The sequence below is a fragment of the Peptostreptococcus canis genome (assembly GCF_014229965.1).
Lineage (GTDB): Bacteria > Bacillota > Clostridia > Peptostreptococcales > Peptostreptococcaceae > Peptostreptococcus > Peptostreptococcus canis.
In genome coordinates, this window is the sequence record NZ_JABGBW010000014.1 from 1 (window position 1) to 14034 (window position 14034).

A 14034-nucleotide genomic window follows, 5' to 3' on the forward strand; every position below is an offset into this window, starting at 1 on the left:
TGGAGCTATAGTGTGGAGATGTAGATGTCTAAAATGCGGAGAGTATATAGAGGCCACTAAAAAACAATTGGATAGAGGATATATCAAAGATTGCGGAAAGCATAAATATGAGGATTTAATAGGTAAAAAAGTTGGAGAATTGAAAGTAATTTCATTTAATTATAAGTTAAAAAAATATTTATGTAAGTGTTCTTGCGGTAATGAAACATATGTTACGAGAAGTAACTTATTAAGTAATCATACTCAAAGTTGTGGACATTTAAAAAATGATAGGACTTTGGAGTATGTTGATGGAACATTACCTTATAATTTAACATCAAAATTATCTAAAAATAATACAAGCGGTATTAAAGGGGTAAGTAGAACCAGAAATAATAAATGGATTTCGTATATAACCCTTAGAAGAAAGAGGTATACATTAGGTATTTTTGATAAAAAAGAAGATGCGATATTTGCCAGAGAGAAAGCAGAGAAAGAGAAGTTTGAACCAATAATAAAAAAATCATTGGAAATAAAAAAAACATAATATAATTTAATTATGTTTTTGCTGAATTTTGTCTTTTCATGATAGAAAACATGTGACTCTAAAAATATATTATATACGCAAAAATTAAAAATAGAAAAAGTAAAAATGCTTTTTTAAGCTAGATCAGCATATAGATAATCTTATATGAACAAATTAACAGAATAATAAGCTAAAATAAGATGACTGGATAATGATAAGATTAGACATTAATATCCTCACAATATTGTAGATATATGATATTATTGATAGAATATAATTGAAATAGTGATTTAATTGATAATAAATATTGGTTAAAATCGAAAATATTAAGGGGGGATTAAAATGAGTGTATACAAAAAGTTATTTGCGTATGTACCGGATAAGAAGTATTTAGCTGTATTGGCTACCTTATTTTCAGCAATATCAGCTATTTTAACTTCGATAGGATATTATTTTATTTATATTTTTTTGAGGGAAGTAGTTATTTTCAATAATGAGGTACAGGCTAAATATTATGCAACTATGATTACAACTATTTTAATAATAGGTTCAATATCATATTTTGTGTCCGGATATTTTTCACATAAATTGGGATTTAGATTAGAAACTAATCTTAGAAAAAGGGGTATTGATGGATTGACAGAATCCAGTTTTAGATTTTATGATTTATATCCATCAGGTTTGACTAGAAAGATTATTGACGACAATGCTGCTCAGACTCATACGATTGTGGCGCATTTAATTCCGGATAGTTGTAATGCCATTTTTACACCAGTACTTACTATAGCGATAGGTTTTATAGTTGATATTAAGGTTGGAATAGTTCTTTTGGTTTTGACTGTACTGGGAGTTCTAATTCTGAATAAAATGATGGGCGAAAAGCAGTTTATGAAGATTTATCAAGAATCACTTGAAAAGCTTAGTGCAGAAACTGTCGAATACATTAGAGGTATTCAGGTAGTAAAAATATTTGGAGCAAGCGTAACATCTTTTAAAGCTCTTCATAAAGCTATTATCGATTATTCAAAATATGCATATAATTATTCCAAAAGCTGTAAAAAACCATATGTAATATTTCAATGTATGTTTTTTGGTTTGGTATCGATTTTAATAATACTATACATGTTATTAAATATTGATGGTAGCAGTGCAGAAGTATCCGTAAGTATGATCATGGTTTTATTTTTAAGCGGTGTACAATTCGTAGGCTTTATGAGAGTGATGTACGTGAGTATGTATAGCTATCAAGGGAATGGTGCAGTAGATAAACTGGAAAATTTATTTTCTGAGATGCAAAAAGATAAACTCATATTTGGAAATGAAAAAGAACTAAAAAATTATGATATAGAATTCGAAAATGTATCGTTTGGATATGGCGATACTATGGTTATCAAGGATTTAAGTTTTAAACTGGATGGTGGTAAATCATATGCATTGGTGGGTTCGTCAGGAAGCGGTAAATCTACAATTGCCAAATTGATTTCGGGTTTTTATAAAATTGATGGTGGAGAAATAAAAATAGGTGGAAAATCAATAGAAAAGTATACTAAAGAAACATTAATAAAAAATATCGCTTTTGTTTTTCAGAATCCGAAACTATTTGCTAAAAGTATTTATGAAAATGTGGCTTTAGCCAATAAAAATGCCACAAAAGAAGATGTCTTAAGAGCATTGCATTTAGCTGGTTGTGATTCGATTTTGGATAAATTAAGTGATAGAGAAAATGCTGTAATAGGTAGTAAGGGGGTATATCTTTCAGGTGGTGAAAAGCAAAGAATAGCAATAGCCAGAGCAATTTTGAAAGATGCAAACATTATAATAATGGATGAGGCCAGTGCTGCAGTTGATCCGGAAAACGAACATGAACTTCAATTGGCATTTTCTAATTTAATGAAAAATAAAACGGTTATAATGATAGCACATAGACTCACAAGTATAAGAAATGTTGATGAAATATTGGTATTGGAAAATGGAAAGATAATAGAACGTGGTAGTGATGAAGAATTAATGTCAAGAGAAACTAATTATAAATCTTTCCAGGAATTATATAGCAAGGCTAATGAATGGAGGGTTGGATATGATAGAGTACTTAATTAACAGGTTTGGCCTGACAAGACAGGGCGCTATAGATATGAGAAAAGCGACAATATCCAGTTTTGCAACGTATTCAGCAAATATGATTCCTGCCATTTTGTTGATGATTTTCATTGACGGGTTGCTTACTAATAACTTGAAAAGTTCCGGTTTTTACATTACTTTTTCATTGATATCAATAATTCTTATATATATAGCACTTAATATTGAATATGAGGCTCTTTACAATTCAACATATAAAGAGAGTGCAAATTTGAGAACTGAAACGGCTAAGAGGTTGAGTATACTTCCATTGTCATATTTTTCAAAAAATGATCTTTCCGATTTGGCTCAAACTATAATGAGCGATATAGAGGCTATAGAGCATGCGATGAGTCACTCCATACCGAAAATTGGCGGATTTTTCATATTTTTCCCTATAATATCTATATTGATGTTGATAGGAAATGTGAAATTAGGTTTAGCGGTTATATTACCTACAATATTAAGTATTATTTTGGTAATAATATCAAAAAAAGTGCAAATAAAAGGAAATGAAAAATATTATGGAACTTTAAGAGAGAATTCAGAAGCATTTCAGGAAACAATAGAATTGCAGCAAGAAATAAAAAGTTTCAATCTTTCAGAGGATGTGAGGAAAACCCTATATGAAAAGATGGATGATAGTGAAAGAATTCATATGAAGTCAGAAAAATCACTTATGTATATAATAGGACTTTCGAGAATAGTAAGCTCATTAAGTTTGGCGGTGGTTATACTGGTTGGAATTTCACTTTTTTCTAACAATGAAATAAGTATTTTATATTTACTTGGATATTTATTAGCTGCGATGAAAATAAAAGATATAGTTGATGCATCTAGTGAATTAATTGCGGAGGTGTATTATTTAGATCCTCGTATTAAAAGAATTAAAGAAATCAGAGAATCTGAAATACAAAAAGGAAAGGAACAGAAAATAAATAAATTTGATATTGATCTTAAAAATGTCAGTTTTTCTTACGATAAACAAACAAATGTATTAGATAACATTACTTTTACTGCCAATCAGGGGCAGGTAACAGCTTTGGTGGGAGTTAGCGGCTGTGGAAAAACAAGTATACTTAGACTTATTTCAAGATTATATGATTATGACAAAGGAAAAATAGAGATAGATGGAATTGATATAAAAAGCATATCAACTAAGTCGTTATTTGAAAATATTTCTATAGTTTTCCAAGAAGTTACTTTATTTAATACATCAATTTTGGAAAATATAAGAATAGGTAGAAAAAATGCAACAGATGAAGAGGTTAAAAATGCTGCAAGATTGGCAAATTGCGAAGAATTTATAAATAAACTTGATAAAGGCTATGATACTTTTATAGGTGAAAACGGAGCTGAATTATCAGGTGGTGAAAGACAAAGACTTTCTATTGCACGAGCATTTTTAAAGAATTCTCCTATATTGATACTTGATGAAATATCTTCTTCTTTAGATGTAGAGAATGAAAAGAAGATTCAAGAAAGTCTTAGTAAATTAATAAAGGACAAAACGGTAATTATAATTTCACACAGATTAAAAGCAGTTGAAAATGTAGATAAAATAGTTGTTATTGATAAAGGTGTCGTTGAATCACAGGGAACACATGTAGAGCTTAAAGAAAAATCAAAAGTATATAAAAATCTTTTGAAAAAATCGAATCTTGCGGAAGAGTTTGTATATTAAGTTTCTGTATATATTAAATTTGTGTGTATTAAATTTGTAAATATTAAAATCTTAATATAATAATTTATCTTAAAACAGGCAAGGGGTCATGACTATAGTTGGTATTCTTTATTTTATCAAAATAAAAAAGTTATTTTTAAGTGGTTTTAAATTTCGATAAATAGAATATTTAATTATAGATTGACCCCTTCTTATTTTTAATATAAATTATCTATTTTTGTATCTACCATATAATCCAGTAATATGGCTTATATAATTTTTTAGATCATAATGAATATCATCTTTTAGAAGTCTGAATTTCCAGTTTGATTTTGTTGTCGATGGTGTATTTATTCTCGACCATTCGCCAAAATCCAACCAGTCCTGAATTGGTATAATGGCAATATCAGAGCAAGAGCCAATGACTGCCCTTATAAGTCCTTCTGTATATTTTTCATATGTTTCAAGTCTAAGATATTGTTTTGCATATTCAAGTGGACCATAAGGAGCCGCTTCTAGCCATTGTGCTAAAGTCATATTATCATGAGTTCCGGTATATGATACTGTGTTCTTATAAAAATTATGAGGAAGATTTAGGTTCTCCGAATTTGTACCAAAACCAAATTGTATTATTTTCATTCCGGGAAATCCTGTGTATTTGAGTAAATCAATTACTTCATCTGTAATTATTCCTAAATCTTCAGCTACTATTTTAGCATTTGGAATGTTTTCTTTTATCAAATCAAAAAATCTTTTTCCGGGTGCCTTTTTCCAATAACCATTCATTGCATCTTTAGTGGTTTTATCAATGCAATAATAACTTTCAAAACCTCTGAAATGATCAATTCTTAAAATATCATATAGCTCTAGTGATTTTTCAATTCTCTTTATCCACCAATCAAAATTATTGTTTTCTAAATAATCCCAATTATATAAAGGATTTCCCCAGACTTGCCCTGTAGATGAAAATTCATCCGGTGGAACACCTGCAATTAAGGTAGGTTCTCCATTTTCATCTGTTAGAAATAATTCTCTATGAAAGTAAAAATCACAGCTGTCTTGCGAAATATAAATAGGAATATCACCAAATATTTCTATACCTTTATCATTAGCATATTTTTTTAATCTGAACCATTGGTTGTAAAAGATATATTGTAAAAATTTATTGTATATTACCAGTGAGTGAAATTTTTTTAATAAGTCATTATTTTTTTCTAATTCCAATTCAGATAAATTTTTAATTATACTCCATTCCCAGTAAGGTTTATTTTCATTAATTTCTCTTAATGACATATAAATTGAATATTCTTCCAACCAAAAATCATTATTTTTCTCAAAGTCTATAAAATCTGAAGAAAGGAAATCATAATTTTTAATTGCCTCCAGAAGTAATATTCTTTTAAGAGCTCTAGTTTTTTCATAGTCGACATATCTGGGATTTGAAAGATATTTGTCAACATCTATTGAATTAATATATTCATAAGTTAGTAGTCCATCTTCTACCAGTAAATCTATATCTATTAAATCATAATTGCCGGAAAATGCCCCGTTTGTCTTATATGGAGAATAGGAATCTTCATTACAAGTGGAAGTAACGGGAAGTATTTGCCAAATGGACTGACCGGTTTCGGCTAAAAAATCTATAAAATTATATGCTTCTTGTCCTAAACTTCCAATTCCATAGTTTGATGGTAATGAAAAAATAGGAAGCAAAATGCCTGCTTTTCTCATTTTTTTACCTTTCTTTACATAGTAATTTTTTATAATATAGTATCGAATTTTTAAATATTTATTTTAATTGCCGTATAAGAATTAGGCGGAATTACTATTCCATATTCAGTATTATATGGAAATTTATTACCGAATAACCATATACAATAATTTTTTTCTTCAATTATTATAGGCTTTTCAGAAAAGTTTACTACGCAAAAAATATCGTTTCTATAGTAAGAAATATATTTTTTGCCAGTATCTCCAAATTTAAAACCTGTTTTAAACGACTCTATGTTAGTGTTTCTCAGTTTTGAAAGTTCAATATAGTGATTAAGTATTTCTTCGTCTATATTATTTTCATCAAAACAAGCCCTGTTGAAAGGATCAGAAAATCCTTGCATTCCTATTTCATCACCATAGTAAATTGATGGAATTCCAGGAAGTGTGAATTGAATAAAAGAAGCAAATAATTGTAGTTCTTTTGCCCTATTATATTGTTCATTTGAAAGTCTAAAATTTTTTCTATCTTCGTTTTTAACGTCAGTTACTTCAATGCCCAGATTTGTTATTATTCTTTCAGTATCATGAGTGGAAAGCATATTCATCATACAATCCAAGGCAGGTGTAGGATAGTTATTTATGATTTCAGACAATTTATTTTTAAACAAGATTGCATCTTTGTTTTTTACAAAAGATATAATTGCATTTTTCCATGGATAGTTCATTACTGAATCCAGCTGTTCGCCAAGCAAATATCTTCTTCTAGAGCCATATGAAAATTTAGTTGATGCATCCTCCCAAACTTCACCAATTATAAAAGCATCATTATCCTTACTTTTCACGCTTTTTCTTAAGTTGTCAATAAATATATCAGGCAGTTCATCTACGACATCCAATCTCCAGCCTTTTATGCCCAGATTTTGCCAGTATCCTACTACACCGGTTTCATCATTAAAAATAAAGTCCATATAGTCTTCGTTTTCTTTTCGGAGTGTAGGTAAATTAGTAAATCCCCACCAAGATTCATAGTAGTTGGGATATTCTATAAACTTATACCATGGATAGTATCTTGATAACATTGAGTTATATGCACCAATGACATTGTACCGACTTTCTTTATTAAAATAAATACTATCGGAACCGGTATGGCTAAAAACTCCATCTAATATGATATGTATATCATTTTTTTCGAATTTTTTACACATTTCATTAAAAATACTATTAGTTCCTAAATAAGAATCCACTTTAAAAAAATCGGAAGTCGAATATCTGTGATTTTCCGCACTTTCAAATATGGGATTTAGATATATTAAATTGATATTTAAGTCTGAAAAGTATTCTTTTTTGTCAATTATGCCATTTAGATTTCCCAGAAAAAAATCTTTTGCAGAGTACTGTGGATCATCTAATGGTGAGTTAGGAATATCATTCCAGTTGTCGTGAATTTTTCTTTCACTCTCATTCATTGCATTTTTAGGCTTAAATTTTGTGCTTCTATTGAATCTGTCAGGAAAAATTTGATACATAATTCCACCTTTGACCCATTCAGGAGTAGAAAATTCTGAACTGTATACTGTCATCTGCCATGGAAATACATAGTCCACAATTTCTGCTTCATAATTCACCTGTGAAATGTATTTAGTGTCATGTTCAAATTGAATAATAAAATAATAGTAATATATGCTTGGAGTTAATGCTCCAACTGTTTTTTCATAAAAACTGTAATCTCCTTCTGAGCATGATTTATTCATTTCAAATTCGCTAATATTATCTGGATCTATATCATTGTAAATAACAAGTTTGATTGATTTTTGGAATAAATTTTTATCAAGTTTTATTCTAAAAATTGTAGACTCATTATCTTTTACAGCACCAAAGGGTGTTTTATCTGTTAATTGATTGTAAATTACTTTTTTCATTAATTACCTCTATTTCATAAACAGTATTATTTTTAAGATAGATTGTTGATAAAAATAACACTTAAAATTAATTTTAATAATAATTTATATTATATACATTTTTTAAAATTAAATCAATATTAATAATGAAAGTGAAAATCATATCAATTTTATATGATTTTTAATATATTATATAATCTATGAGAGAAGATAGATTGACTTTTTAGATTTGGGTAAAATATAGTATCAATATAGAATCAAATAACACAAAAATATAGTGAAAATAATAATATTTGTGGTAATATAATTATAAAGATAAATTGGGAGGTTTTATTAACTTCTTAAATATATATTTTGATATATACAAAATATGTGAGGTGATTATTAATGGTGGAATGCAAAGATTATGATATGGCTGAATATTTGTTTCATGAAGGTACAAATTATCATTCTTTTGAGTTTTTGGGTTCTTTTTTGCAAGGGGATAGTTGTACTTTTAGAGTATGGGCTCCAAATGCAAAAAAGGTATTTGTAACAGGAGAATTTTGTGACTGGAATCCTAATAAGTATGAGGCTATTAAAATTACTGATTCAGGTGTATATGAATGTGTGATTGATGGCATAAAACAGTTTGATTCATATAAATATGTTTTTATCACAAGAGATGGCAAAATGATTTATAAATCTGACCCATATGCCGTTCATTTCGAAACACGCCCTGCAACTTCTTCAAAAGTATACAAAATGGATGAATACGATTGGGGAGATGATAAATGGATGAGTACAAGGCAAATTCCATACTCAAAACCTATGAGTATATATGAGGTACATTTAGGTTCATGGAAAAAGAAGCCCAACGGAGACTACTATACATATAAAGAATTGGCAGTTGAACTTACAAAATATGTAAAAAAAATGAATTATACTCATATAGAAATACTTCCGATAATGGAATATCCTTTTGATAAGTCATGGGGATATCAAGTTACCGGATATTATGCTCCTACGTCAAGGTATGGTTTGCCGGAAGATTTTATGTTTTTAGTGGATGAGATGCATAAGAATAACATAGGTGTAATTATGGATTGGGTACCAGGACATTTTCCAAAGGACGAATCGGGATTATTTGAATTTGATGGAGAATATGTATATGAATATTCCGATCCTAATAAAATAGAGCACAAAGAATGGGGAACAAGGGTTTTTGATTATGGCAGAAATGAGGTGAATTCTTTTCTGATTTCAAATGCCGTGTACTGGATTGACAAGTATCATGTTGATGGTCTTAGAGTGGATGCCGTGTCTTCTATGCTTTATTTGGATTATGGGAGAAGTGATGGAAATTGGAGCTCTAATAAATACGGAGGAAATGAAAATTTAGAAGCAGTGTCTTTTTTGAGAAAATTAAATACGTTTATAAAAAAAGAATATCCAGATGTAATGATGATAGCTGAAGAATCTACAGTCTGGCCGAAAGTAACTCATGATATAGAGCATGGAGGACTAGGATTTGATTTCAAATGGAATATGGGATGGATGAATGACTCACTAAAGTATTTAGAATCTGATCCTTTTTTTAGAAAAGGAATTCATAATAATCTGACATTTTCAATGACATATGCATTTTCGGAAAATTATATACTTCCTTTATCACATGATGAGGTAGTACATGGGAAGAAGTCAATTTTGGACAGAGCTACTGTAGGATTTGAGGATAAGTTTAGTAATTTAAAGGCTTTTTTAGGGTATATGTTTGCACATCCGGGAAAAAAGCTTGGATTTATGGGGTTAGATATTGCTCAGGTGATTGAATGGAATGAAAGTGATGAACTGGACTGGAATTTATTAGACTTTGATAATCATAGAAATACTCAGAGATACATATCAGAGTTAAATAAAATCTATTCATCCAATGCGGAATTTTGGGATAATGATACTTGTTGGGATGGTTTTAAGTGGAATACGGTAGATGATGCTGATAACAATGTTTTTGCATTTTCAAGAATTGATAGAAAAGGTAATGAAATTTTAATAGTAAGTAACTTTTCATCACAGATTCTTAGAAAGTATAAAATTGGTGTGTCAGAAAAATATAATTATAAGATCCTACTAAATTCAGATGCAAAAAAATTTGGTGGAAGTGGTATATTAAACAGAAATATTAAATCTATTCCAGAATCTTGGAATGGTTTTGAATATCATATAGAAATAACAATTCCTGCATTTTCGACAATGTATTTAACAAAAAAATAGTTTATGTAAGAGAGGTAATATTATGGGACTAAAAAAAGAAATAGTAGCGATGTTGTTGGCTGGTGGACAAGGTACACGTCTTCAAATTTTGACTAAAAAAATGGCTAAACCGGCTGTTCCATTTGGAGGAAAATATAAAATAATAGATTTTCCACTATCTAACTGTGTAAATTCTGGTATTTCTACTGTGGGAGTTCTTACACAATTTATGCCTTTAGAACTTAATTCTTATATTGGGAATGGTTCTCCTTGGGATTTAGATAGAATGGATGGTGGGCTTTCAATATTACCTCCATACACAGGTGGCGAAGGGGACTGGTATAAAGGAACATCAAATGCAATATATCAGAATATGAAGTATATTGAACAATATGATCCAGAATACGTATTAATATTATCTGGTGATCACATTTATAAGATGAATTATAATGATATGTTAAAATTTCATAAGAATAACAATGCAGATTTAACTATAGCACACATTGATGTGCCAATAGAAGAAGCAAGTAGATTTGGAATATTAAATACATTAAATGACTTGTCTGTAAGTGATTTTGTGGAGAAACCAAAAGAACCTATTTCTACAAAAGCATCTATGGGAATTTACATATTTAATTGGAAAGAATTACAAAAATATCTTACTAAGTGTGAAAACCTTGAAGGAACAAATTATGACTTTGGTAAGGATATTATTCCTATGATGCTAAAAGATAAGAAGAAAATATTTGCTTATCCATTTTATGGATATTGGAAAGATGTAGGAACAATTGAAAGTTTATGGCAGGCTAATATGGATTTATTGCATAACGTTGGTCAGTTCAATATTCATGACCCTCTTTGGAGAATATATTGCAGACATTACGAATCAATGCCTCAGTATATAGGAAATACCGCAGAGCTAAAAAATTCAATGATTTCTGAAGGTACTACTATAAAAGGAAAAGTAGTGGAATCAGTTTTGTCTTCAGGTGTATATGTTGAAGAAGGAGCAGAAATATATAATAGTGTAATAATGAAGAATGCATATATAGGTAAAAATGCACGAGTATATAACTCAATTATAGCTGAGGAAGCGATAATTGAGGATTCTTCAGAAGTTGGACATAAGAAAATCGAAAGTGGTAAGGATATGATTACTGTTGTAGGAAATAGGAATGTAGTTGGTAAAGGTGTACTTGTAAAAAAATAGCCTAGGAGGGATAGATATGAACGCATTTTGTATATTATTTTCGGATAGTTTTAAAAACTATGAAATTGGTGGTTTCGTAAAGAACAGAACTTTAGCATCTCTTCCTGTGGGGTGTAGATATAGATTAGTTGATTTTATGTTATCTTATTTAGTAGAAGCAAATGTTCCTAATATAGGTATTTTAGCAATAAATAACTACAACTCATTAATGGATCATGTAGGTTGGGGAAAGGACTGGGATTTAAATAGAAAAAATAGCGGACTTAAAATACTACCTCCGCTTGCCATATCTAATACCGGTTTAGCCAGAAATAAATTTGAGGCTTTGAATGAAGCAGAGCAATATATTAACTCTATGTTACAGGATTACTGTATAATAGCAGATCCCAATATAATTTGTAATATAGATTTTAGTGAAATGTTGAATTTTCATGAAAGTAATAATGCTGATATGACTGTAGCTTGTGCAAGAAGAAAACCGTTAGATGGTGAAATTGAAATGATGGTTGACAATAAAAATAGAGCTTTTGATTCTTTATATCATCAGCATGGAGCTGATTATGAATGCAATACACTTTTAAAAATTACTATTTTAAAGAAAGACCTACTTAAGGAAATAATAAAAAAAGGAACGTCTCAGGGATGGGAAGATGTTGTAAGAGATTATGTTTCAAAAAATTTCAACAGGCTGAATGTTTATGCATATCAAATAGAAGGTTATTGTTGTGTGATAAATAGTTTAGAAAATTACTTTGAATTTAATATGGATTTATTAAATGAAGATATTAGTAAAGAAATATTCTTGTCAGGGAAAGAGATTTTAACTAGAGTAAAGGATAGTGTTCCTACTCTTTATGGTGAGTATGCCAATGTTAAAAATTCAATGCTGGCAGATGGTTGCTCAATTAATGGAACAGTCGAAAATAGTATTATATTTAGAGATGTATTTATTGAAGAGGGAGCAATCGTGAAAAATAGTATTTTAATGTCTGGTACAGTTGTAAAAAAAGGAGCTAAATTAGATTATGTTATAACCGATAAATCTGCCGTTATAAATGAAAACAAAGAATTAAAAGGAGATAAGAATTGTCAATTTACAGTTCCGAAAAATAAGGTTATATAAAAGATATACTATTCGAATAATTATATAGATTATATATGTCTACTTTGTTGGAATCAAACAATGAAGTAGACTATTTTAAAAAATGAGGTGATGTATTGAAGGTATTATTTGTAGCTGCTGAATCAGCTCCATTTATTAAAACAGGAGGTTTAGGTGATGTTATAGGTTCATTGCCGAAAGCGCTTAAAAATAAAGGTATTGATGCAAGGGTTGTATTACCTCTTTATTCAAAAATAGATAAGAAAAAGTACAATATAAAATTTGTGAAGTATATTTATGTTTCACTTGGATGGAAAAACATATATTGCGGTATATTTAAAACTGAATATAAAGGAGTTAAATATTATTTTATAGACAACGAACAATATTTCAATAGAAATTCTGTATATGGTCAGTTTGATGATGCTGAGAGATTTGCTTTTTTCTCTAAGGCATCGATAATGATTATGCCACATATAGAGTTTAAAGCAGATATTATTAATGTCAATGACTGGCATACTGCTATGTCTATTATATATTTAGACAAATTAAAAAAGGATAATGATTCATATTATATTGATATGAAAAGTGTATTGTCTATACATAACATTGAATTCCAGGGGAAATACGATAAATATCTGTTGGGAGACGTATTTGGTTTAGGCAATGAATATCTAAATGTGCTTACATTTGGTGACTGTTTGAATCTAATGAAAGGCGGAATACAACTTGCTGACAGAGTAAATACAGTGAGCGAAACCTATTCTAAAGAAATATTAAATTCATTTTTTTCCTTTGGCTTAGATCCTATACTCAATATAGAAAACCATAAAATAAGAGGAATAGTAAATGGTATAGATTATGAAATATTCGATCCGGAAGAAGATCAAAGTATTTATAAAAGATATAATAAAAAAAGTATTAATGATAAATATAAAAACAAACTTGCCTTGCAGAAAGAATTATGTCTTGAAGAAAATATAGAAATACCACTGATAGGTATGGTTACCAGATTGACGGATCAAAAAGGTATAGGTTTGATTACCGAAGTTGCAGAACAAATATTAAATATGGGAACACAGTTGGTTATTTTAGGAACAGGTGATCCAAAATATGAAGAACAATTAAGACATATGGAGAATATGAGGCATGATAGAATGAGATCTATTATTATGTTTTCAAATCAAATGTCTTCTAAAATATATGCTGCAGCAGATTTATATATAATGCCATCAAAATCGGAACCATGTGGACTGTCTCAGTTAATTGCCATGAGATATGGGACAATACCAGTAGTTCATAGAGTTGGTGGTCTTAGAGATACTGTCGAGCCATTTAATATAGAAAATGGAACTGGATGTGGTTTTACATTTGAATCTTTTAATGCCTATGATATGTTAGATGCAATAAAAAGAGCTTTGGACGTTTTTTATTATGAGAAAAAAGCATGGAAGTTATTGATTAATAATGCTATGTCATATAATTCAAAATGGGAAAAATCAGCTAAAAAGTACATTGAAATGTATAAGGAGATATTATAAGTATAAAGAGTTGAATTTTTATCTATTATATAGTATTATTTATTGAATTAGAATA

Annotated in this window: 9 protein-coding genes; 7 read left to right on the plus strand and 2 right to left on the minus strand. The window is 29.3% G+C overall.

Annotation, left to right across the window (positions count from 1 at the left end):
* The 3 genes from HLB29_RS08955 to HLB29_RS08965 form a co-directional block, all read left to right on the plus strand.
* Positions 1-526, plus strand: a 526-nt coding sequence (locus HLB29_RS08955) for an AP2/ERF family transcription factor (protein ID WP_185624822.1), incomplete at its 5' end; no start/stop codon positions are given.
* 321 nt (positions 527-847) lie between these two features.
* The gene (locus tag HLB29_RS08960) at positions 848-2602 is read left to right on the plus strand and encodes an ABC transporter ATP-binding protein (protein WP_185624823.1); all 1755 of its coding nucleotides are present in this window, start codon (positions 848-850) and stop codon (positions 2600-2602) included.
* Positions 2583-4304, plus strand: coding sequence for an ABC transporter ATP-binding protein (locus tag HLB29_RS08965; RefSeq protein WP_185624824.1), 1722 nt, complete (start codon positions 2583-2585; stop codon positions 4302-4304). Before HLB29_RS08960 ends, HLB29_RS08965 begins: the two co-directional genes overlap by 20 nt.
* A gap of 207 nt (positions 4305-4511) precedes the next feature.
* Here HLB29_RS08965 and malQ read toward each other — a convergent pair whose 3' ends face one another.
* Entirely contained in the window at positions 4512-6014 is a 1503-nt protein-coding gene (gene malQ, locus HLB29_RS08970) for a 4-alpha-glucanotransferase (protein WP_185624825.1), read from the minus strand.
* Positions 6015-6064: 50 nt separating this feature from the next.
* Entirely contained in the window at positions 6065-7915 is a 1851-nt protein-coding gene (locus HLB29_RS08975; protein ID WP_185624826.1) for a glycoside hydrolase family 13 protein, read from the minus strand.
* 366 nt (positions 7916-8281) lie between these two features.
* On the opposite strand from HLB29_RS08975, the gene glgB reads away from it, so the two are divergent.
* From glgB to glgA, 4 genes are all read left to right on the plus strand, one after another.
* Complete coding sequence (gene glgB, locus HLB29_RS08980) at positions 8282-10147, plus strand: 1,4-alpha-glucan branching protein GlgB (RefSeq protein WP_185624827.1); 1866 nt, start codon at positions 8282-8284, stop codon at positions 10145-10147.
* A gap of 22 nt (positions 10148-10169) precedes the next feature.
* Positions 10170-11336, plus strand: coding sequence for a glucose-1-phosphate adenylyltransferase (locus HLB29_RS08985; RefSeq protein WP_185624828.1), 1167 nt, complete (start codon positions 10170-10172; stop codon positions 11334-11336).
* 16 nt (positions 11337-11352) lie between these two features.
* Positions 11353-12459, plus strand: coding sequence for a glucose-1-phosphate adenylyltransferase subunit GlgD (gene glgD, locus HLB29_RS08990; protein ID WP_185624829.1), 1107 nt, complete (start codon positions 11353-11355; stop codon positions 12457-12459).
* Positions 12460-12554: 95 nt separating this feature from the next.
* Positions 12555-13979 (plus strand): glycogen synthase GlgA, encoded by a 1425-nt coding sequence (glgA, locus tag HLB29_RS08995; protein ID WP_185624830.1) that lies wholly within the window; start codon positions 12555-12557, stop codon positions 13977-13979.
* Positions 13980-14034: the final 55 nt, after the last annotated feature.

Coding starts and splice junctions, on each gene's coding strand:
- malQ (WP_185624825.1), bottom strand. CDS start 6,014: ATGAGAAAAGCAGGCATTTTGCTTCCTATTTTTTCATTACCATCAAAC.
- glgD (WP_185624829.1), top strand. CDS start 11,353: ATGAACGCATTTTGTATATTATTTTCGGATAGTTTTAAAAACTATGAA.
- HLB29_RS08965 (WP_185624824.1), top strand. CDS start 2,583: ATGATAGAGTACTTAATTAACAGGTTTGGCCTGACAAGACAGGGCGCT.
- glgB (WP_185624827.1), top strand. CDS start 8,282: ATGGTGGAATGCAAAGATTATGATATGGCTGAATATTTGTTTCATGAA.
- HLB29_RS08975 (WP_185624826.1), bottom strand. CDS start 7,915: ATGAAAAAAGTAATTTACAATCAATTAACAGATAAAACACCCTTTGGT.
- HLB29_RS08960 (WP_185624823.1), top strand. CDS start 848: ATGAGTGTATACAAAAAGTTATTTGCGTATGTACCGGATAAGAAGTAT.
- HLB29_RS08985 (WP_185624828.1), top strand. CDS start 10,170: ATGGGACTAAAAAAAGAAATAGTAGCGATGTTGTTGGCTGGTGGACAA.